This window comes from Sphingopyxis sp. USTB-05, from assembly GCF_023822045.1.
In the GTDB taxonomy this organism is placed as follows: domain Bacteria; phylum Pseudomonadota; class Alphaproteobacteria; order Sphingomonadales; family Sphingomonadaceae; genus Sphingopyxis.
Genome location: NZ_CP084712.1, coordinates 3,205,298 through 3,224,483, shown reverse-complemented (window position 1 = coordinate 3,224,483; position 19,186 = coordinate 3,205,298). Strand labels below are relative to the sequence as shown.

At 62.7% G+C, this 19,186-nt stretch carries 23 protein-coding genes; 7 read left to right on the top strand and 16 right to left on the bottom strand.

From position 1 onward, the window contains the following. Positions 1–13: 13 nt before the first annotated feature. The gene (locus KEC45_RS15005; RefSeq protein ID WP_193749086.1) at positions 14–355 is read right to left on the bottom strand and encodes a helix-turn-helix domain-containing protein; all 342 of its coding nucleotides are present in this window, start codon (positions 353–355) and stop codon (positions 14–16) included. A gap of 183 nt (positions 356–538) precedes the next feature. Here KEC45_RS15005 and KEC45_RS15000 point away from each other — a divergent pair, with 183 nt between their 5' ends. Further along, positions 539–1,186: a GNAT family N-acetyltransferase gene (locus tag KEC45_RS15000; protein ID WP_062183438.1), complete on the top strand. Its 648-nt coding sequence runs from the start codon at positions 539–541 to the stop codon at positions 1,184–1,186. Positions 1,187–1,399: 213 nt separating this feature from the next. On the opposite strand, the gene KEC45_RS14995 is transcribed toward KEC45_RS15000, so the two are convergent. The 4 genes from KEC45_RS14995 to KEC45_RS14980 form a co-directional block, all read right to left on the bottom strand. Further along, a complete protein-coding gene (locus KEC45_RS14995; RefSeq protein ID WP_062177243.1) occupies positions 1,400–1,684 on the bottom strand; it encodes a hypothetical protein in 285 nt (94 codons plus the stop codon). Between the two features lie 119 nt (positions 1,685–1,803). Further along, entirely contained in the window at positions 1,804–2,010 is a 207-nt protein-coding gene (locus KEC45_RS14990; protein WP_083435639.1) for a hypothetical protein, read from the bottom strand. Between the two features lie 101 nt (positions 2,011–2,111). Continuing rightward, entirely contained in the window at positions 2,112–2,411 is a 300-nt protein-coding gene (locus KEC45_RS14985; protein ID WP_037518529.1) for a DUF1153 domain-containing protein, read from the bottom strand. Positions 2,412–2,413: 2 nt separating this feature from the next. Next, positions 2,414–2,794: a hypothetical protein gene (locus KEC45_RS14980; protein WP_062177245.1), complete on the bottom strand. Its 381-nt coding sequence runs from the start codon at positions 2,792–2,794 to the stop codon at positions 2,414–2,416. Between the two features lie 132 nt (positions 2,795–2,926). Here KEC45_RS14980 and mnmA point away from each other — a divergent pair, with 132 nt between their 5' ends. The 4 genes from mnmA to KEC45_RS14960 all read left to right on the top strand — a co-directional run bounded on the left by mnmA (position 2,927) and on the right by KEC45_RS14960 (position 6,075). After that, the gene (gene mnmA, locus KEC45_RS14975; protein ID WP_252171128.1) at positions 2,927–4,087 is read left to right on the top strand and encodes a tRNA 2-thiouridine(34) synthase MnmA; all 1,161 of its coding nucleotides are present in this window, start codon (positions 2,927–2,929) and stop codon (positions 4,085–4,087) included. Between the two features lie 53 nt (positions 4,088–4,140). Next, positions 4,141–4,560 (top strand): hypothetical protein, encoded by a 420-nt coding sequence (locus KEC45_RS14970; protein ID WP_062177248.1) that lies wholly within the window; start codon positions 4,141–4,143, stop codon positions 4,558–4,560. A gap of 455 nt (positions 4,561–5,015) precedes the next feature. Then, positions 5,016–5,708: a DsbA family oxidoreductase gene (locus KEC45_RS14965; protein ID WP_083435641.1), complete on the top strand. Its 693-nt coding sequence runs from the start codon at positions 5,016–5,018 to the stop codon at positions 5,706–5,708. Positions 5,709–5,763: 55 nt separating this feature from the next. Further along, positions 5,764–6,075, top strand: coding sequence for a hypothetical protein (locus KEC45_RS14960; protein WP_062177251.1), 312 nt, complete (start codon positions 5,764–5,766; stop codon positions 6,073–6,075). Between the two features lie 99 nt (positions 6,076–6,174). Here the strand turns inward: KEC45_RS14960 and KEC45_RS14955 are convergent, their stop codons facing one another. Then, the gene (locus KEC45_RS14955) at positions 6,175–6,915 is read right to left on the bottom strand and encodes a hypothetical protein (protein WP_062177254.1); all 741 of its coding nucleotides are present in this window, start codon (positions 6,913–6,915) and stop codon (positions 6,175–6,177) included. Positions 6,916–7,054: 139 nt separating this feature from the next. Here KEC45_RS14955 and KEC45_RS14950 point away from each other — a divergent pair, with 139 nt between their 5' ends. After that, entirely contained in the window at positions 7,055–7,294 is a 240-nt protein-coding gene (locus KEC45_RS14950; RefSeq protein ID WP_056368769.1) for a DUF2171 domain-containing protein, read from the top strand. Between the two features lie 289 nt (positions 7,295–7,583). Here KEC45_RS14950 and KEC45_RS14945 read toward each other — a convergent pair whose 3' ends face one another. The 3 genes from KEC45_RS14945 to KEC45_RS14935 all read right to left on the bottom strand — a co-directional run bounded on the left by KEC45_RS14945 (position 7,584) and on the right by KEC45_RS14935 (position 9,074). Continuing rightward, positions 7,584–8,051: a hypothetical protein gene (locus KEC45_RS14945; protein ID WP_062177257.1), complete on the bottom strand. Its 468-nt coding sequence runs from the start codon at positions 8,049–8,051 to the stop codon at positions 7,584–7,586. A 164-nt stretch (positions 8,052–8,215) separates the two neighbouring features. Further along, positions 8,216–8,383, bottom strand: a complete 168-nt coding sequence (locus tag KEC45_RS14940) for a hypothetical protein (protein ID WP_193749087.1) — start codon at positions 8,381–8,383, stop codon at positions 8,216–8,218. Positions 8,384–8,459: 76 nt separating this feature from the next. Then, positions 8,460–9,074: a hypothetical protein gene (locus KEC45_RS14935; protein ID WP_152682273.1), complete on the bottom strand. Its 615-nt coding sequence runs from the start codon at positions 9,072–9,074 to the stop codon at positions 8,460–8,462. A gap of 173 nt (positions 9,075–9,247) precedes the next feature. On the opposite strand from KEC45_RS14935, the gene KEC45_RS14930 reads away from it, so the two are divergent. Then, positions 9,248–10,000 carry a hypothetical protein gene (locus KEC45_RS14930; protein WP_062177262.1) on the top strand — a complete coding sequence of 251 codons (753 nt, stop codon included), beginning with the start codon at positions 9,248–9,250 and terminating at the stop codon, positions 9,998–10,000. A gap of 31 nt (positions 10,001–10,031) precedes the next feature. Here KEC45_RS14930 and KEC45_RS14925 read toward each other — a convergent pair whose 3' ends face one another. From KEC45_RS14925 to KEC45_RS14895, 7 genes are all read right to left on the bottom strand, one after another. Next, a complete protein-coding gene (locus tag KEC45_RS14925; protein ID WP_062177264.1) occupies positions 10,032–10,769 on the bottom strand; it encodes a hypothetical protein in 738 nt (245 codons plus the stop codon). An 855-nt stretch (positions 10,770–11,624) separates the two neighbouring features. Then, positions 11,625–12,284, bottom strand: a complete 660-nt coding sequence (locus KEC45_RS14920; protein ID WP_252171127.1) for a Panacea domain-containing protein — start codon at positions 12,282–12,284, stop codon at positions 11,625–11,627. After that, positions 12,277–12,570: a BrnT family toxin gene (locus KEC45_RS14915; RefSeq protein ID WP_062177270.1), complete on the bottom strand. Its 294-nt coding sequence runs from the start codon at positions 12,568–12,570 to the stop codon at positions 12,277–12,279. The genes KEC45_RS14920 and KEC45_RS14915 overlap by 8 nt, the downstream gene beginning before the upstream one ends. 69 nt (positions 12,571–12,639) lie before the next feature. Continuing rightward, the gene (locus KEC45_RS14910) at positions 12,640–12,870 is read right to left on the bottom strand and encodes a hypothetical protein (protein WP_062177273.1); all 231 of its coding nucleotides are present in this window, start codon (positions 12,868–12,870) and stop codon (positions 12,640–12,642) included. 122 nt (positions 12,871–12,992) lie between these two features. Continuing rightward, positions 12,993–14,054 (bottom strand): ribonucleotide-diphosphate reductase subunit beta, encoded by a 1,062-nt coding sequence (locus tag KEC45_RS14905; RefSeq protein ID WP_062177276.1) that lies wholly within the window; start codon positions 14,052–14,054, stop codon positions 12,993–12,995. Positions 14,055–14,174: 120 nt separating this feature from the next. Further along, the gene (locus tag KEC45_RS14900; protein WP_083435643.1) at positions 14,175–16,133 is read right to left on the bottom strand and encodes a ribonucleoside-diphosphate reductase subunit alpha; all 1,959 of its coding nucleotides are present in this window, start codon (positions 16,131–16,133) and stop codon (positions 14,175–14,177) included. Positions 16,134–16,856: 723 nt separating this feature from the next. Next, the gene (locus KEC45_RS14895; protein WP_252171126.1) at positions 16,857–19,148 is read right to left on the bottom strand and encodes an EAL domain-containing protein; all 2,292 of its coding nucleotides are present in this window, start codon (positions 19,146–19,148) and stop codon (positions 16,857–16,859) included. Positions 19,149–19,186 lie beyond the last annotated feature (38 nt).

Here is a 19,186-nt window from a genome sequence, read left to right as displayed (position 1 = left end):
TGCGTGCGGGCGGCTACATCTCGATCGTGATGCGCACCTTCGACGGGGTCGTGCCCGCGGCGTGGGCGATTTCGGTGCGCATGCGGGCAACGAGGTCGGAGAGATGATCGCCGCCGGGCGTGCTGTCGCGGCTCAGCAGCTCGGTCGGCGAGGTGCCAAGAAGGTCGGCGAGCGCCTCTAGCCGTGCGAGCCTGGGGCGCGAGCGGCCCTGCTCCCAATAGCAGATCGAGGTGACGGTAACGCCAAGGCGGCCGGCGACGTCGGTCTTGCTATATCCCCGAGCCTGACGCAGCCGCGAGAGGCGGTCGCCGAGCAACTCATAGGGAGTGCTGTTATCCGGGTGAGCATGGATCACAGAACGTGCAACCTTTCCGACTTCTGGAAGCAACATTTACCAAAGTTAAGGGCGGTTCGCTTTCAACATTTCACCCATCGGCCGCGGTGAAAATGCTTAGGGTTAATGGCCGCTGCGAGAGTGAGCGCGCACGGATTGCGGGCAGGCGGGCACTTGCCTATCGTGCCGTCGCAGGAGGCCGCGATGACCGGAACGGACAGAGAGGCAAGGGCGCGGATGCGGATCGAGGACATCGTCGTGCATTGCGCGCTCAACGACGGCACGGCGGTGCGCCTGCGCACGATCACTCCCGACGATGCGCCGCTGATTCGTGAAGGGATCGCCAAGCTGTCGGCGGAATCGCGCTATCTGCGCTTTTTCTCGCCCGCGCCGGTGCTGCCCGACGCGGTGGTGCAGAAACTCGCCGACGTCGACGGGCACGACCATATCGCGTGGGGCGCGATCTGTATCGAATGTCCCGGCCGGCCGCCGATCGGCGCCGTGCACGCGGTGCGCCACCGGCATGACGGGCCGGTCGGGGAATTTTCCGTCGCGGTGCTCGACGAATTTCACGGGCTGGGACTGGCGCGGATGATGACTGCGGCGCTGCTCGTCCATTGCCATGTCGAGGGGTTGGACGTGCTTGACGTGCATATGCTGTCCGAAAATGCGGCAGCGCGGCGGTTGGTCAAATCGCTGGGTGCGGTGTGGGCGGGCGAGTCGGCGGGGGTCGCCGAGTATAAGCTCGATGTTGCGGCAGGGATCGCTTCGTTGCGTGCCGATAGTGATGCGCCGGGCGTGCAGGATGTGCTGCGCGCGGTAGCGGCCGACGGGCTGGGCCAGGCGGACTAGTCCCTCCCGCCGCCTTGGGTCGCTGGGGGCGGCGGGAGGGTGGTTCGTGGAGACTGTCGCTAAAAGCGCCGTTCCCGTCCCGAATTCCGCATTAACCCTGATCGCCGGGCGGCGCGGTGATCGTAATCACAGGGGCGCAAAATATTGCGCGCACGATAAAGGGCGCCGGAAACGACCGGCGCCCTTCACCCTGCCCTTTAGGGGAGGCAGCCCTTACTTCTTGGCGGGGTCGGCCGGCGGTGTGGCGCCGGTTTCCGACGGAGCGATCTCGCCCTTGTCGTCCATTGCATTGGCCTTTTCTTCGCCGGCTGCTTCGACGGCGTCGGCCTTCGCTTCGGTTGCTTCCTTTGCCGGGCCTTCCGGCATGGCATCGGCCTGTTCGTCGATCACGTCGGCCTTGGCTTCGGCCTGATCCTCGACCTTGTCGGCGGCGGGGCTCTGGCAGGCGCCGAGCGCGAGGGCCGAAGTGGCGGCGAGGGTGATGAACATCTTACGCATATCGAGTGACTCCCAAAGTTGACTCGGGGGCTTAACGCGGGATGAACGTCAGGGTTGCAATGAAATCGTCATGGCACTGAAATCGCGCCGTTTTTCTTTTTTTACCAAGGCGATCTGCGTCAGGCAGGCGGCTTGACCTTGACCCAGACCTGCACCGTCGCGGCGAACTTGCCGGGCGCGGGCGGGGTGACGTCGATCCGCTCGGCGGTCACGAGTTCGCCAGTCGCTAGATTGAAGCTGGCCCAGGGTTTGGGCATTCGGCCAAAGCTCATCTTCTGGATCGGCTGGCCGGTGGCGGTGTTCATGATCGTTGCGGTGATACCCATGGGGCGCCGGTAGCGGCCGCAGGACATGCCTGTCCAGCCGGTACCCAAAAAAAGAGGGCGCCTGAAGCGCCCTCTCTCGTGCCTGGTCCGGTCTCGCGGCCTTAGAAGCGCTGTTGGCGTTCATACAGGTCGCGGTAGTGCTGGATGCGCGTGACGCGCAGTCCGGGCATGCCGCTGCGGTCGATCGACCGCTGCCATCCGGCAAATTCCTCGAGGGTCAGCCCATAGCGTTCGCACGCTTCGTCGACGGACAGGAGCCCGCCGTTGACGGCCGCTACGACCTCTGCCTTGCGGCGAACGACCCAGCGGGTCGTCGACGGGGGAGGCAACGAGTCCAACGTCAGCGGTTCCCCGAGGGGGCCGATAACCTGTGCGGGCCGGATTTTCTGATTCTCGATCATAGTCATTCCATATTTGAAACGTCGGAGGGGGGTGTGTCCGACGCGTTCGGCTCTAAAACAGAGGGATTCAACATCGGCTGAAATCCTCTGGTAAACAGGCTGTTCATAGTTTCGGGCAGGGCGTTCACATCGTCGGACAAATCGAGGAAGCGAACGATACGCGGCGCTTTTTGTTCCGTTGAAGAGCGCGTTCCGCAGAATGTATCGCGCAACGCGTTAAGCTTCGCATTGTGGCGCTCGCGGTGCGCCAACTCCCGCAACTGTCGCACGGTCGGCAACGCAGCCTGACGCGCGCTGGACACAGCCAGCAAGATGTCGAAGCCGGGCTTCGACAGTCTGGCCGCACCTGCAATGCGTGGAAGATCGGACGGTACGAGGTTCATGCGACTCGTCTACGCGATAGGAGCTAAGGTCCAGTAAATGGCTGTTTCAGAACCCGTTAGCGAAGCTTAACCGGCGTCAATATCTTGACAGCTACGGCGGAAAAGCTGGCATTTTTGCATTCGCATCCCTAGATGGCACCGATCATGATCGACACGATTTCCTCTCCTGCCGCGCTCGCCGGGGCCGACTTTCAGCTCGCCGAGCCCATGAAGGACCGGCGAATCGTCGTCGCAATGTCGGGCGGCGTCGATTCGAGTGTGGTCGCCGCGCTCGCCGCGCGATCGGGCGCCGAGGTCATCGGCGTGACGCTCCAGCTCTATGATCATGGTGCCAAGGCGAAGCGCGTCGGTGCCTGCTGCGCGGGGCAGGATATCCGGGACGCGCGCGCGGTCGCCGACCGGCTGGGCTTCGCGCATCATGTCTATGACCATGAAAGCCGATTCCGCGATACGGTTATTGACCAGTTCGCCGACGAATATCTGGCGGGGCGTACGCCGATTCCCTGCGTGCGCTGCAACATGGGGGTGAAGTTCACCGATCTGTTCCGTCTCGCGAAGGAACTCGGCGCTGACTGTCTGGCGACGGGCCATTATGTGCGCCGTGTGATGGGGCCTACAGGTGCCGAACTGCACCGCGCGGTCGATCCGGCGCGCGACCAAAGCTATTTTCTCTTCGCGACGACGCAGGACCAACTCGACTTCCTGCGCTTTCCCTTGGGAGGGCTCGAAAAGAGCGTTGTGCGCGAGATCGCCCGCGACCTCGGGCTTGGTGTCGCGGGCAAGCCTGACAGTCAGGATATCTGCTTCGTTCCCGATGGCGATTATGCGACGCTGGTGAAGAAGCTGCGGCCCGAAGCCGACGATCGGGGCGACATCGTCCATATCGACGGCACGGTACTCGGCACGCACAAGGGCTTGATTCATTATACCGTCGGACAGCGACGGGGGATCGAGATCGGCGGACAGGCCGAGCCATTATATGTGGTGCGCCTGGAGGCCGATACGAAAACGGTGGTCGTCGGGCCGCGGCGCGCACTCGCGGTTTCGGGGGCACGGCTGGGTGAAGCGAACTGGCTCGCAGCGATCGAAGGGCGCGATGTGCTTGCGAAGGTAAGGAGCATGGCAAAGCCCGTTCCCGCACGCGTGGCGGGTGACCGGTTGGTCTTTGCTGCACCCGAATATGGTGTTGCGCCAGGACAAGCGGCGGTGCTGTACGATATCGCCGATAACTCGCGCGTGCTTGGCGGTGGCTGGATCGACGCGACGTTCGCTGCGGACTTTAGCCCGGAATAGATTGCACTTTTTGCCCCGATGCCGCAGCCTGCCGGCAAACAGGGAGAAGAGTGATGGTCAATTGGGTCTTGCGCGGCGCCGTTCTGCTGTGGGCGCTGTTCTTTGTCATCGTCGGCGCACGCGGGCTGTTCGACCCTGCGAGCTATAGCGAGACCTTCGGCATATTGGTTGAGGGGCCCGCGACCAATACGATCCGCGCCGACTTGTCCGCCTTTTTCCTCGTCGCCGCCGGAGCGGCCGCCGTCGGCGCGCTGGTGCCGGGCTGGCTGCGCGCACTGCTGGTACCCGCCGCGCTTTACGGGACCGCGCTTGCGGGCAGGCTGTTCGGCGTCGCGAGTGGCGATCAGGTGAATTCGGGGATCGTGCAGGCGATGATCATCGAAGCGCTGACGGTGCTGTTGATGATTGGCAGCTGGTGGGTGCTGTCGCGACCGGTGGCAAGCGAGCCGGTTGCGAATGATATGGCACATTAAAGCCGCAACGGCTGCATTCGGGCGGGGGTCATCTTATCCATCCTCGTCACCCCGGACGTGATCCGGGGGGGGCCGCTATTTGCGTGGAGGCCCAGATCCTCGAAAAAGCGGGATCCCGGATCAAGCCCGGGATGACGAAAGTGGAGTGGGGCTGAGGCGGCCCCCACCCATGAACACAGGCTGCCACAATCGGCGGATTTCCGGCGTTGCTTGTGTTTTTAACCAATTTGTGAGTTACTGCGCCCCGGGTCGCTTCTGTTTTCCTTTGTGGTGGGGAGGAAGCGTATGGCAAGCGATGACGATAAAAGGGCAAGTCCAGAGCGGCGGTCGGGAGATCGCCGAACAACCGACGACCCGAATTATAATGGACCGGATCGTCGCAAGGGCGACCGGCGGACGGGCAAGGACCGCCGTTCCGATTGAGCGCCGCGGCGCGCGCCGGCAGGAGAAGAGTTTTGACCGAACCGCGCGTGCCGCGCCTCAGTGTCGACATCGTGTCCGACGTGATGTGCCCTTGGTGCATCATCGGCTGGCTGAAATTCCGGAATGTGATGGATCATTTTGCGGGGCGGCTCGATTTTCGAGTTCAGTGGCATCCGTTCGAGCTGAACCCGGACATGCCGCCCGAAGGCGAGGATGCCTCCGCGCATGTCATGCGCAAATATGGCATCAGCGCCGAGCAGAGCCGCGCGAACAGCGGCAAGATGGCCGGGGTTGCCGCCGACTTGGGCTTCACTTTCAATCGCGGGCCGGGTTTTCGGATGCGCAATAGTTTCGACGCGCATCGTCTGCTGACTTGGGCGGGGGCACTCGAGGAGCCTGAACAGGATGGTGCGACGGGCGTGCAAACCGCATTGAAGCTAGCGTTATTCGCCGCGCACTTCACGGACAATCGCGACGTTAGCGACCATGCGGTGCTGGCCGATGTCGCGGCGTCGGTGGGGCTGGACCCCGCGCGTGCGGCCGCGATCCTTGCATCGGGCGAGTTCGGCGAGATGGTGCGCACCGAGGAAGCCTATTGGGCCGACCAGAATATCACCGGCGTGCCGGCCTTCATTCTGGGCGGGCGAATGCTGATTCCCGGCGCCCAAGACCCCGATGTTTTTATCCGCGTGATCGAGACGAAGATATTGGCGGCCGCCGCCTGAGGAACCCCGCGGCGCGGCGGCGCGTTTTCAGGCCTCCCCCGTCAAGGAGCAGGTCATGGCTGACGATCCCCACAAACCCGCGGCAGATGCCCCGGAGGCACGCAACCGCGAGCAGGACGACGAAGAAGCGCAGGCGCAGAGCGTTGCGGAAGCGGCGCGGCGCGAAGCCCGCTTGCAGGATAGCGAGAAGAAACGCAGCGGCGACGAGAGCGACGACGCGCAGGACCTGGTCGACCATATGCGGCAGATGGAGCGGTCGGGCGTGATCGATATGGATGCCTATCGCGGCGAGCGCAGCGACGACGACGAAGATGATGAGCTTGGTCCCGGCGGGATCGACGATGACGAGCCGCGTGGCGCGCCCTGATTGTCGGCGCATCGTCGCGCGCGACCGGACGAGCGTCCGCTCGGTGCTGATCGATGAGGGGCTGGCGCGGCCTTGGGAGGCAAGGCGGCGCCCCTGATGTTAATCGTTCGGGATGGCGTCTCCGACCTCTTCGGCCGCCGCCTCGGCTGCGTCTGCTGCTTCCTCGATCGTGCCGTCGTCTGCTGGAAGGAGTTCGATCGAGCCCTTCAGCGGCGCGTTCGGCCCGGCGAGTTGGCGGTCGATGTCGGCGGCGATCAGCTGCGCGACCGGATCGTCGGCAAGCGCGCCGAGTTCGTCGCGCCGTGCCGCCAGCGCGGCGACGCGGTCTTCTTCGGGCAGCCGTGCCACTTCGATATAGAAGCGAACCGCCTGCAGCCACGGTGCGTCGTCGGTCAGCACATCTTCGGCCCAACGGCTGAATGCGCCGCCGGCGGGATGCCACATGCCGTCCTGCCGATCGAGAAAGAAGAGTATGCGCGATCCGCGCGGGAAGACATAACGGACGCAGGCGCCGGCCAGGCTTTGCGGATGCGCGTCCCTGAGGTCGTAGGGATTGCTGAGCTGGACGTCCGCGTCGGTGGCGATCATCGCGGGAAGGGCGATCGGCGCGCTTGGCATGGCGCCCTTGAGCGCAGCGACGGGTTCGACCTCGATCATTTGTTCTTCGGTGCTGTCGGGCGCGAAATCGCCGTCGGTGACGGTGCCGAGCAGGATGAGATCGGCATCCTCGACCAGTTCGAGGTTGGTCGGGACGCTGTAGCCCGGCGCGACCGAACAGGCGAGGGCGGGGAGCGGCGCGGCAAGAAGCGCGACGGCGGCGAACAGGGAGAGGGGGCGCATGGCCGAAAGGTAGCGATGCGGACGCTGATTGGGAAGCGGGCGCGACTTTGGGTCACCCTATCTTGGTATATGGAGCCGACTCGATTTCCATGCGTATGATGGCACGGCTCCCCCCTCCGGAGCGACAAGGAGACTGACCATGGCAGAGCATGACCATAGCGCGATCAAGGAAGGCCTGAATGTCGTAGGCGCCGACGGCGTCCACATCGGTACCGTCGATCATCTCGACGGCGAGCGTATCAAGCTGACCAAAGCTGACAGCGGCGACGGCAAGCATCATTATCTGCCCGCCGGACTGGTCGCGGCGGTCGAGGGCGACACTGTGCGCCTGTCGGCAAACGCCGCGAACGCGGTCGACCTGTTCGAAGAGGCCGAATAGCCTTCCCGAACAACAGAGGGCCGGCGCCGCAATCGGGCGCGCCGGCACCGAAACTGGCCCGTCCCCTTCCCCTGGGGCGGGCCATTTTCATATGCGCCCATTTTCATATGCGCGGCGCCGTCCCCGAAAAACGAAAGGGAGCCGGCATCCCGGCTCCCTCCCCGATCGCGCTCGCGATGCGGTGTCTTGAGGCCCAAGGCGGGGAGCCGAGTGCACCCGGCTCCCCCCAGCGCGGCCACGTCCCTCTTGCAAGGGGTCGCCGCGGCTTGTTCCTATTCCTTTCCGTCCATCAGCGCGATTCGATCGCTGCTGTGGTGCGCGCCTGAATTTCGGCGGTGGACAATTTGGTGACGAGGCCATGGGTCGCGCCCACCGCGCCATGATAAATCTGGGCGATCGGCACATTATAGAGCTTGCCGGCGCGCACCACGACCGCGGTGTCGCCCTCGACGCTCTGTACCGTGCCAAGGCTGTTGCCGCCGGTGTCGTAAAGCTCGGCGCCCGCGCGCACCTGTTCGCGCGTCGCAAGGGTGAGGTTCGCGGCGTCGACCGCCTTACCCACCGCGCCATCGACTTTGCCGACGGTATTGCCGACGGGATTGGTTACGCCATCGACCGGGTCCTGAACCGCGCCGCCTTTCAACCCGACCTTGCCGACCAGATTAACGTTGGCGCTGCCGTCGGGCGCGAGCTGGGCGAACGCGGGGAAAGCGATGAGAGCGGGTGCGACCGTCAGAAGGGCGAATGCCTTGCGCATGTCTGTCTCCGTCTTGGGACCGGTGGTCCGGCATCGGCGTCCGCCCCGCGGGGGGGGGGTAGGGGCGGCGCCGATGCCTTCGACGCAAGAAACCTGTGCAATGTCCGATTGTTGCATCGCGGCGGGCGGGTTGCGACGGACCGTCGCGGGCGCGCGGCGAGCGGTTAATGCGGCTGTTGGCGCGACGGTTTTCCGGGCGGCCCGGCGATCAATTTGTTGAGCGTGGCAAGGCGCTGGCGCGCTGCGGTCCAGTCGCGCTCGGGATGCGCCTGAATTTGTTCAAGGAGGACGCGAACCTCCTTGCGGCGGTCGCCTTCGGTTACGGCCTGCATTGGCTTTCTCCTTTCGCGGGCCAGTATAGCAGCGATCGGGCGAGCGCGGCACCGGCTTGCCGCGCCCGGGGCCCGGTTAATCCTTTCCGGGAGCGGCAATCGCCCCGGGTGCGTCGGGATCGATGGCGCCGCGGCAGTCGGTCGCCTTGTCGAAGCCCAGCACATAAAGCTCGTCAGCCTCGCGCAGGCTGACGACATTGTTGCCGCGAAAACCGACCAGCCATGTGTGGTGGGCCGTTTCATAATGCGGGTCGGGGTTATAGACCGGCATCAGCATGCCGTCGGTACCGGCATAACGTTCTAGCTCCCAGCGTTCGCGTTCGACCCGCGCGACATAAAGGGCGACGGTTTCCTCGTTGCGATCGTCGATCCGGCGGAGCGCGATCAAGCGCATCGGCGCCTTGTCGGGCTTGCCATTATGGGTGCGCAGCCCCGCGAGCAGCGCATCCCATTCGTTCGGCTGCACCCGGCCCAGCGCATCGGTCGTCACCTGCATGCCGGATAGCAGCCTGGTGAATTCACCGCGATCGGCGGCCGCGAGCCGGTCGAACAGGCCCGCGACGATGCCGCATGTGCGTGCAGGCTTGTGGGGAGGAATGGCGGCCAGCGACGTCGATGCGGCGGGCGACGCGAGCCCGGCGAAAGCGAGCGCGGCGAGCGCCGCGGCGACGGTGCGATGACGCGACATCATATGGCGACCCTCCTCGGTTCTGGGTGCGCGCGGCGCTGTGGCGTGTCAAGCGGCGGCGATGTAGGAAAGGGGCGCTCGGTCCCATTTCACGCCGGCGCACCATGATGGGCGCGGCACGCGGCGACTTGCACGCATGACGCCGCGCGTCAGGTGCTATCGTTGCGCTCCTCGCGTTGGCGGCGTTCGCGCTCGCGCTGGCGCTCGATTTTTCGGTCGTACCTATTGTGGCGCAGATAGAATATGCCGGCGACCAGCGCCGCGAGGAGCAGGGCGAGCAGGGCGTAGGCGACCAGGGTTCTGGGTTCGATGTCATCGGCTCCGGGGAGGGGCGGACTTGCCCCTGGTCAGTACGGATGCCGGACGGGAAGGTTGCGCCCGCCGAAACCACGGACTGGCGCGGCGCGGCCGCGATGCCTATCTGGGCGGCGATGACTGATATGGACCGGAAGATGGTGGTGGTGGCCCGGCTGCGCGCGGCGCCGCTGGTGGGATGGCAGTTTGCCTGCGCGGTGCTGCTCGGCGTGCTCGCGGTGCGGCTCGATTGGGCCGGCGATCCGATCGATGCGCTGCGGGCCATGATATTCGGGCAGCCGCTGCTGCTGCTTGCCATCGCGGCGGTGCTGGCGGTGTGGGCCTATATCATCGGCATGTGGCGGCGGCGCGGCGATTATCTGCGCCATGACGGGGTGACGCTCTATCGCGGCGGCAGCGCCCAGTGGCCGCTCGCGCTGGTCCGCGATGTGGTGGTGGCGCGCGGCAATCTGGGGCTGGAGTCGCTGCGGCTGGTCGTCGACGACGACAGCGAGGTCACGCGCGAGCTGGTGAAGCTCTATATGCTGGAAGGCCCGCCCGAGGTGGTGCGCGACGGTGTGATGTTCGCGGTGGCGCGGGCGGGCGGCCGGTTGGAGGCGGTTACGGTGCATTGAGGGGGCGGGGTCGTTCCGGCGGCGCCAAAGTTCAGTAAAGTTCAGCCTCATCGTCAAGGGTGTGGGTATCGGGTGCCGGCATCGCTCGCGACACCGGGACCGCTTCGGCCGGGCCGTCGCGATACCAGTGCGGCAACTCGCCCTCCCCCAGATCGGCCACCTCCAGCGCCACGGCGAGATCCTCGGGCGCCATCAGGGCGGCAGGCGCGGCGGGCGGTTCGGGGTGAAGATGGACCAGCGCTTCGGCGACCGGGGGCGCGGTGGGGGCGGCTTGGCCGGCGGCGTTGCTGCGGAAACAATCGGGGCCATAGGCGCGCAGCAGGAACATCAGCAAGCGGTCGCTCTGGCGCAGTCGGCGGCCGACGCGGTTGCCTTCGCGGTTGAACACCGGCTCGTCGGTGCCGACCAGCGCGCGTTCAAAGGCGGCGTCGAGCAATTTCTTTGACGCCGCATCGATCGCCGCGCCCCAAGCGCGATCGAACGCCTCCGCCCCCGGCGCGCGGCGCAGGCGATAGGCGGAGGATTCGGACATATTGACGGCGCGCGCGGCACAGGCGACCGAGCCGCAGTCGGCCAGCGCCTCGATAAAGGCGCGCTGCTTGTCGGGCGACCAGCCATCGTGGCGGCGCTTTTTCAGCACCGGGATCCAGTCGTAAACGGCGGGGTCGTGGCCGTGCGCGTCGAGCGCGGGGGCGGCGGCCGTGGGGGTAGGGGTGGGGGTCTGGGCGGGGATGGCGCCGGGCGAGGGGATGGGGGCGATGTGGCTCATCTGCCAGTTTGGAGCATGGCGGGAGAATGTAGGACAGGGGTTTTTTGGGTGGGGTGTGCGAAATAGGATTTGGGGTGCAGACGTAAGAGGTTAGTCCTTCCCTCATCGTCATGCCGGACTTGATCCGGGATCCATGCTGCTCAGGGCAATTTGGGGTTCAGTAAGCTGTCACCGTAATTCCACTAAGATCTCCTCAATCTATGTATCGTATTGACTAAGCCTCGCTGAAATCGAGACGCCTGATCTGCGAATTGGTCATCGGTTAGCGACGCGTAGGAGCGAGCTTTCCACCATCGAACATCTCTGTCATTCGAATATTCCATACGCGGCATAACGACAATCATTGCATCGGAGCCAATGAAATCTTGATGAGTTAAAATGGAATTGCAAATGACGGTCGAGAGAAGTTGTTTTTGGTAAGGGCTAAGAGAAAGATCTGACCAACCTATGAGGAAATATGGGGTAAGTTTTCCATCTTCTATCGCGATGAATGAAGGCCTTATTCTTATCGGAAAGTCAGGGATATCGTCCCCAATATATATGTGTATATAGTCTGTAAATTCGTGGAGGTCCGGGATCGCATCAATTTGTCTTGTGGACAAAAATTCTTGGAATGCAGGAAGTATTTCTGACCCCATTGTCTGTATGTATGAAGATTTACTTCTTCTTATTTTCTCCATTTCTTCTTCGATCGTGGATTGGCGATATGCTAGGCGCGAGCATCGCGCATAGATTGAGTTCAATGATGGCAAATTTAGAAGATTGGCAATTTTCCAAATCGCCTCCTCCGTGTCATCAGATCTCGGGAAATTTATACTTGTCCAGTTAATCACTGATCGCGGCGAAAGAAGGCGATCAATTTTTTGCTGAATTATATCCATTTCGTAGGCGCCTCGGCGCTGATGTAAGGATTGTTGCAGGGGTTATTTCAAGTGTTGCGTTACCGCGATTTCCTTGATCTCTCGAATGCTTCCAGGCTCCGTCAACATCATGAGAAATATTTCTAAGGTCTGATCCGCTCTTAGAGCCAAATTTGTTCCAAATCTGTTCTAAAAGCTCTATCACTTCAAGGGGAAAATTATCCTCACAATCTGCAAGCTTACGAGTTTTGGGGTCGAATTTTTGAATGCGCTTTGAGACGGTTTCCGAGGCATTCCCCTTGTTGGGATGATAAATTTCTCGAAATACTGGGCCGTGTTGCCAAGCTTGAGGGCGAGCCTCTGTAAGGATGCGCCCCAAAAGTAAAATCGCCTGCTCATAAGTAAAATATACGAGCTTATTCAAAGACATGTTGGAAATCGAGGTTTTCTTTTGGCCTGCCTTGTCGATGAACCAGTTAGCGATTGACCGTACATCATATGCGCTACGCATGAGCGAATAGGGTAGAAACCTTCCGCGGTCCCCACCTCTAAAGCTTGTCTGAGGAATGTCACTCAGGTCGATCTGATCGTCCGAGATTGAGGACGCAAAGTCCAGCTCTCGTTGAATATGTTCGGGAAGGGCCTTTTTATCCATTTTCGTAGTCGAGGCGCTCGATACGCGTCGCCTTCCTCGCGCTTATAATGCGGCCGGGTATGAAGGCATCGCTGGAATCCACGGGTTCGGTGTGTATCACAACTATGGTCAGATGCCCAACGACGCCGATCGTCCGATAGCGCTCTTCATGTTCATATGGATCGATAGTTGTTAGCGCTAGGGTGTCTGTAAACACTAAGGTTGCTGTCTCGAAAGAAAGACCGTGCTTGCCGAGATTAACGGCATTCTTGTTCTGATCCCAAGTCCAATATCCGTGGATTTCCATCGTGTCTCAGAAGAAGCCCCTATTCGTTGGGAGCTTCTAGCATAAATAGGCAATCTTTCGATACTTTCATCAAACCGAAAACCCGCCCGAGTTGCGCCGGTTCGAACTCGCCGCCAGCACCTTCTTGCCCGTCTGGGTCAGCGCCCATTTCGCGCCCTGTTTCACGACCAGGCCCAGCGCGACGAGTTCGTCGCGGATCGGGTCGGTGGGGAGTTGGGGGCGGCGGTTCGAGAGGCCTTCGAGGGTCGCGCGTTGCGGCTGGCTGAGGATTAGCAGTTTCTGTTTTTGCTTGTCGGTCATTTTGGCCTCTGACGTCTTGTTGGCCTGCGTTTGCTCGCGGGCTTGGCTCTTTGGTCGGTGGGCCCCGGCTTGCGCCGGGGTTCGCAAATAGGGCTCCTCCCGTCTGGGGAGGGGCTGATGGCTTATTCGGCGGCGATGCCGGCCTTGGCGAACATGTCTTCGCCGTCGGCGTCGGCTTCGAGGGCGCCGGTGTCGTCGTTGGCTTTCGCCTTTTTGCGGTTGTCGAAGCTGGACCACACGGTGTTCCAGTCGCCGCGCGTCGCGCCCTTCGAATATTCCGTCGCGCGGGTTTCGAAGAAGTTGGCGTGCTCGACGCCGTTCAGCAGCGGGGCGAGCCAGGGGAGCGGGTGTTCGTCGATCATATAGATCGGCTGGAACCCAAGCTGCCCAAGGCGCCAGTCGGCGATGTAGCGGATGTAGCGCTTGATCTCCTTCGGCGTCATGCCGGGGACGGGGCCCTGTTCGAACGCGAGGTCGATGAACGCATCCTCGAGCCGCACCGTTTTCTGGCACGTGTCGATAATGTCTTCCTTCACCGCCTTGGTCAGGCAGTCGCGTTCCTTGGTAAAGGCGTGGAACAGCTTGATGATGCCTTCGCAGTGGAGGCTTTCGTCGCGGATCGACCAGCTGACGATCTGGCCCATGCCCTTCATCTTGTTGAAGCGCGGGAAGTTCATCAGCATCGCAAAGCTGGCGAAGAGCTGAAGCCCCTCGGTAAAGCCGCCGAACATCGCCAGCGTGCGGGCGATATCCTCGTCATTCTCGACGCCGAACTGCTGCATATAGTCGTGCTTGGCGCGCATCTCGTCATATTCGAGGAACATGCCATATTCGCTCTCGGGCATGCCGATGGTGTCGAGCAGGTGGCTGTACGCCGCAATATGCACCGTCTCCATGTTGCTGAACGCGGTCAGCATCATCTTGATCTCGGTCGGCTTGAACACGCGGCCATATTTGTCGTGGTAGCAATCCTGCACCTCGATATCGGCCTGGGTGAAGAAGCGGAAAATCTGCGTGAGCAGGTTGCGCTCATGATCGCTGATCTTTTGCGCCCAGTCGCGGCAATCCTCGCCCAGCGGCACTTCCTCGGGAACCCAGTGGATCTGCTGCTGGCGTTTCCAGAAATCATAGGCCCACGGATATTCGAAGGGCTTGTAGGTCTTGCGGGCTTCTAACAACGGCATAGCGGCTATCCTCGGGTCTGATCTTTTGTTGTGCTCCCCGGCGAAAGCCGGGGGCCCATTCTATGTTGCGTTACCGCGCGCTGGGCCCCGGCTTTCGCCGGGGTTCACGCGGCGGGAGCGTCACTGGCAGGCGAGGCACTCGTCGTAATCGGTGCTCTCGGCCGAGAGTTCGAACTTTGCGGCCTCGGGCGTGTTGTCGGCCTCGACCCCGCCCGCGAAGCCGGCGCGCTGCACCGATTTCGAGCGGAGATAATAGAGCGATTTGATGCCGAGTTCCCACGCGCGATAGTGGAGCATGAGCAGATCCCATTTCTCGACGTCGGCGGGGATGAACAGGTTCAGCGACTGCGCCTGATCGATATAGGGCGTGCGGTCGGCCGAGAGTTCGAGCAGCCAGCGCTGGTCGATCTCGAAGCTGGTCTTGTAGCAGTCCTTCTCGTCCTGCGTCAGGAAGTCGAGGTGCTGGACGCTGCCGCCGCGTTCGAGGATCGAGTTCCACACCGCGTCGCTGTTCTTCGCCTTGTCGACGAGGAGCGCCTCGAGGTGCGGGTTGCGGATCGAGAAGCTGCCCGAGAGCGTCTTGTGGGTGTAGATGTTCGCGGGGATCGGTTCGATGCACGCGCTGGTGCCGCCGCAGATGATGCTGATCGACGCGGTCGGCGCGATCGCCATCTTGCAGCTGAAACGTTCCATCACGCCCTGATCGGCGGCGTCGGGGCAGGGGCCGCGCTCGTTCGCGAGCAGCATCGACGCCTGATCGACCTGCGCGCGGATATGCTTGAAGACGCGCAGGTTCGACGATTTCGCCATCGCGCCCTCGAACGGCAGGCCGCGCGCCTGCAGGAAGCTGTGGAAGCCCATGACGCCAAGGCCGACCGAGCGTTCGCGGCTGGCGCTATATTTGGCGCGCGCCATTTCGGGCGGGGCGCGGTCGATATAGTCCTGAAGGACATTGTCGAGCATGCGCATCACGTCTTCGATGAAACGCTTGTCGCCGTTCCACTCGTCCCAGGTTTCGAGGTTGAGCGACGAGAGGCAGCAGACCGCGGTACGATCCTGACCCAGATGGTCGCGGCCGGTCGGCAGCGTGATTTCCGAGCAGAGGTTCGAGGTGGTGACCTTGAGCCCCAGGTCGCGATGATGCTTGGGCATCATGCGGTTCACCTGGTCGATGAAGATGATGTAGGGCTCGCCCGTTGCGAGGCGCGTTTCGACGAGCTTCTGGAACAGGCCGCGCGCGTCGACGGTGCCGCGGACGCTCTGGTCCTTCGGGCTGCGGAGGTTGAATTCGGCGCCGTCGCGGACGGCTTCCATGAACTCGTCGGTGATGAGGACGCCGTGGTGGAGGTTCAGCGCCTTGCGGTTGAAGTCGCCCGAGGGTTTGCGGACCTCCAGAAACTCCTCGATCTCGGGGTGCGAGATGTCGAGATAGCAGGCGGCCGAACCGCGGCGGAGCGAGCCCTGGCTGATCGCGAGGGTCAGGCTGTCCATCACGCGGACGAAGGGAATGATGCCGCTGGTCTTGCCGTTGAGGCCGACGGGTTCGCCGATGCCACGCACCGCGCCCCAATAGGTGCCGATGCCGCCGCCGCGGCTGGCGAGCCAGACATTCTCGTTCCACGTGCCGACGATCCCCTCAAGGCTGTCGTCGACCGAGTTCAGATAGCAGCTGATCGGCAGGCCGCGGCCGGTGCCGCCGTTCGAGAGGACGGGGGTCGCGGGCATGAACCACAGCTTCGAGATATAGTCGTACAGGCGCTGGGCGTGATCCTGATCGTCGGCATAGGCGTCGGCCACGCGCGCGAAGAGATCCTGATATGATTCGCCGGGCAGGAGATAGCGGTCCTCGAGCGTTTCCTTGCCGAAGTCGGTGAGCAGCGCGTCGCGGCTGCGATCGGTCACGATGTCGAATCGACGCGCGTGGACCTTGGGCTCGCTGCTGTCGTTGAGCTTGGCCGCGGGCGCCGCATCGGCAAGCGATTCGCCGGTCGATTCGGGCGCTGCCGGAGCGTCATTCTTTGCCAGTTCCATCGTCGCCACGTCGCTCGTCTCCACCCGTTCCGTTTCCCGAAAATCCATCTTACTCGCCCCCGATTTGAACGCGCACCCGGTGCGCTTTGTTCCTGTCTTGTTCGACTCAGGGCGAAGCCCCGATCCTAGCATCTAAACCTGTCCCGTGGGCACTTATTTTGGCCGCATGAAGGGTTTTCCCGTGTCCATATGGGATGGACGACGGAAATCCGCCACTTGCAGCCTGATACAATTTATTGGGGTGCCCCCGTGGTTGACCCACCACCTATAGTGCCACGTCGGCGCGACGATGCAAGACGGTAAATGACAGAACGGGGACTCAACTCGTCGATAATTTGATTCGTCTCGTCGACGCTGATGGACGTGCCGGGCGGTGAGGGCAAGGCATTCCGCGGCTTTGCGCGCGGATCGGTGCCGGCCGTCCGAAAGGGCAAATTTTTTTGCGGCCGCGAGCCCGGACAAGCGGGGCAGCGGGCATGCCGCTCGCGCCGCAGGAAATGCATCGATCGGGTCGTATTCAGCGCACGGTCGCGCGCGTGTTCCGGGCAAAGAAAAAGGGCCCCGGAAATGTCCGGGACCCTTTTTTATCTCGTTTCTGGCTTACGCTTCGCCGCCACCGTTACCGGTGCCGCCGCCGCCGAGAAATCTCCAGAACCAACCCATGTCAGATCTCCTGTTGGCACTGCCCACGACGAACAGTTAACGGAGCATATACCTTAATCGATATGGTAAATCGAGTCTTAACCAACATGATTACCGCCATTTTGGCAGTTATGCTGTGCGGTTCTGGGGGGAGGCGCTTAGCGTCGCGGTCAGTTCGGAAAACAGTTGAGGTTTTCCAAGATGATAGCCTTGACCGACATCGCAGCCGAGATTGGCGAGCAGCGTCACGGTTTCGGCATCTTCGATGCCTTCAGCGACCGCGACGGCCCCGAGACGGTGCGCAAGATCGATCGTCGATTTGACGACTTCGAGGTTCCGCTGCGAATCGCGCATGGTCATGACGAATCGCTTGTCGATCTTGATTTCGTCGGCTTCGATCTCGGTGAGATATTCGAGGTTTGACTGACCGGTACCATAATCGTCGATCGACAGGCGGATGCCGGTGCGGCGAAGCTGCGCGAGTGTATGGCGCGCCTGGCGGCTGTTTTCGATCTGCGCCGTTTCTGTGATTTCGACCGTCAATATTTCGGGCGGCAAATGGTGCGCGGTGAGCATCACGCGGATCGTGCCGACGAGGTCGCTGTGGTCGAGCAGGCTCGCCGACAGGTTAACCGACATGTTGATATGGATGCCGCGCTCGCGAAGCTGCGCCGCCGAACGGATCGCCTGATCCATCACGAACAGGGTGAGGCGATAGATGTCCTGGCTCTTTTCGGCCTGCACGATGAATTCGTCGGGCGGGATCGGGCCGCGCGTCGGATGCGTCCAGCGCGCGAGCGCCTCGACGCCGACGAGCCGGTTCGTCGCGATTTCAAATTGCGGCTGGAAGGCGACCCAGATGTCGCCGCCGGTGAGTGCGTCCTCGAGCTGCGAGTGGAAGCTGAGCTGCCAGCCGGCATCCTCTTTCTGACGCGACGTATATTTGGTCCACAGCGAGCGCGTGCGGATCGCGCGTTCGGCGGCGACGAGCGCGGCGGCGAGGCGCTGCGCGTTCGATCCCTCAAACTCGTCGTTGACCCCGAAGGCGATCGCGACGTCGACGCGCAATTCGCCAATCGTGAGCGGTGCGTTGAACAGCGCGGCAAGGCCCGCGAGCTGCCCCTCGATCTGGCTGTGCTGATAATAGGGGACGAGCCAGGCGAAGGTGCCGTCGAGATCGTGATGGAGCGTCGTGCCCTGCGACGCGAGCTGGAGGCGGCGCGTGACCTGTTCGACGAGCTTGCCGATCCCGTCGCCCGGGATGAAGGCGGCGAGATCTTCGAAATTGACGACCTTGGCGGCGACGACGGTGGCGCTGCCGAAAGCGGCCTGCGAGCGCAGCGCCTCGAAATTGGGCAGGCCCGAGACGGGGTTTTCGCGCTGTGCCGACGCGCGGCGGCGGGTACGCGAGACGTTTGCGCTAAGCGCGGCGATAAGGAAGCACGCAGCGCCGATCTGGGTCGAGACGAGCGAGAGGCCGAGGAATATCTTGGCAGCGATCAGCGCGGACGTCGTCACAAACGCCGCCCAAGCGAACCACCGGCCGCGCCGGACCGCGAGGGCGCCAAGCAGGATTGCAAAGGTGAGGGCAAGGCCCGGGAAAAATCCGATGTTGACGGGATTGCCACGCTTCAGCGCTTCGCCGGCGATCAGATGGATGTAAGCTCCCGGCAGTTTTTCGTGCCCGGGCAGGAAGTGCTGATCCGATGAGGAGGCGTTGGTGGGAGCAAAAATGACATATTTACCGGCGAGCTGCTGGCGCCCCACGCGGCCGTTCAACACGTCGATCGCGCTATATTCGGTGATGGTCGAGGTATCGTAGGAAAAATCGAGCAGGAACAGCCCGGGCTTGTCCAGCGGGCGATCCGCGAGCAACGCCGCGAAGCTCGGCAGATGGCGGCCGTCGGCGATGACCGCAAGGGGAACGCGCCAGACCTGCCAGAATTCATATTCCCAGCAGATGCAGGCCCGCACGGCCCGGTCGCCCATCGCCTGCGACGGCCAATAGCTGACTTTTACGTCGGATCCGGTCATTTTTGCAGCCGGCACGGCCAGAACGACCCGGTCGTCCATCCGGCGAACGGCGGCCGCGACCTTGGAATAGTCGGGATGCGTCAGGCGGCGATAATAGGAAAAGTCGATGAACAGGCGTTTCGCACCGGCGTCGTCGACGGCCCGGATGAGCCGCGCATGGTTCGCGACCGAGAATTCCTGATCCTGCAATGACTGCAGAGTCTTGTCGTCGACGCCGACGATGACGGTGTCGCCCGATACGGGGCGCCACGCGGCGCGCCCGATTGCGGCCTCGATCACGCGGTCCACCGGCTCACCGATCGCCGAAAAGCCGACGATCACGCTGAGCAGCAGCGAGAGCGCGATGGTTCGCCAGCTGATGATCAGACTTTTGACCGGGATGGGCACGCACGTCTCCAGCAATTGCCGGTCGCGTCTAGCTCCAG

What these genes read in the sequence shown, in the direction of transcription:
- KEC45_RS14960 (WP_062177251.1), top strand. Translation starts at nt 5,764, where the DNA reads ATGGCTGACGATCCCCACAAACCCGCGGCAGATGCCCCGGAGGCACGC.
- mnmA (WP_252171128.1), top strand. Translation starts at nt 2,927, where the DNA reads ATGGCACCGATCATGATCGACACGATTTCCTCTCCTGCCGCGCTCGCC.
- KEC45_RS14915 (WP_062177270.1), bottom strand. Translation starts at nt 12,570, where the DNA reads ATGGAAATCCACGGATATTGGACTTGGGATCAGAACAAGAATGCCGTT.
- KEC45_RS14980 (WP_062177245.1), bottom strand. Translation starts at nt 2,794, where the DNA reads ATGAACCTCGTACCGTCCGATCTTCCACGCATTGCAGGTGCGGCCAGA.
- KEC45_RS14990 (WP_083435639.1), bottom strand. Translation starts at nt 2,010, where the DNA reads ATGGGTATCACCGCAACGATCATGAACACCGCCACCGGCCAGCCGATC.
- KEC45_RS14905 (WP_062177276.1), bottom strand. Translation starts at nt 14,054, where the DNA reads ATGCCGTTGTTAGAAGCCCGCAAGACCTACAAGCCCTTCGAATATCCG.
- KEC45_RS14910 (WP_062177273.1), bottom strand. Translation starts at nt 12,870, where the DNA reads ATGACCGACAAGCAAAAACAGAAACTGCTAATCCTCAGCCAGCCGCAA.
- KEC45_RS14920 (WP_252171127.1), bottom strand. Translation starts at nt 12,284, where the DNA reads ATGGATAAAAAGGCCCTTCCCGAACATATTCAACGAGAGCTGGACTTT.
- KEC45_RS14985 (WP_037518529.1), bottom strand. Translation starts at nt 2,411, where the DNA reads ATGATCGAGAATCAGAAAATCCGGCCCGCACAGGTTATCGGCCCCCTC.
- KEC45_RS14970 (WP_062177248.1), top strand. Translation starts at nt 4,141, where the DNA reads ATGGTCAATTGGGTCTTGCGCGGCGCCGTTCTGCTGTGGGCGCTGTTC.
- KEC45_RS14955 (WP_062177254.1), bottom strand. Translation starts at nt 6,915, where the DNA reads ATGCGCCCCCTCTCCCTGTTCGCCGCCGTCGCGCTTCTTGCCGCGCCG.
- KEC45_RS14950 (WP_056368769.1), top strand. Translation starts at nt 7,055, where the DNA reads ATGGCAGAGCATGACCATAGCGCGATCAAGGAAGGCCTGAATGTCGTA.
- KEC45_RS14940 (WP_193749087.1), bottom strand. Translation starts at nt 8,383, where the DNA reads ATGCAGGCCGTAACCGAAGGCGACCGCCGCAAGGAGGTTCGCGTCCTC.
- KEC45_RS14935 (WP_152682273.1), bottom strand. Translation starts at nt 9,074, where the DNA reads ATGATGTCGCGTCATCGCACCGTCGCCGCGGCGCTCGCCGCGCTCGCT.
- KEC45_RS14995 (WP_062177243.1), bottom strand. Translation starts at nt 1,684, where the DNA reads ATGCGTAAGATGTTCATCACCCTCGCCGCCACTTCGGCCCTCGCGCTC.
- KEC45_RS14925 (WP_062177264.1), bottom strand. Translation starts at nt 10,769, where the DNA reads ATGAGCCACATCGCCCCCATCCCCTCGCCCGGCGCCATCCCCGCCCAG.
- KEC45_RS14945 (WP_062177257.1), bottom strand. Translation starts at nt 8,051, where the DNA reads ATGCGCAAGGCATTCGCCCTTCTGACGGTCGCACCCGCTCTCATCGCT.
- KEC45_RS14900 (WP_083435643.1), bottom strand. Translation starts at nt 16,133, where the DNA reads ATGGATTTTCGGGAAACGGAACGGGTGGAGACGAGCGACGTGGCGACG.
- KEC45_RS15000 (WP_062183438.1), top strand. Translation starts at nt 539, where the DNA reads ATGACCGGAACGGACAGAGAGGCAAGGGCGCGGATGCGGATCGAGGAC.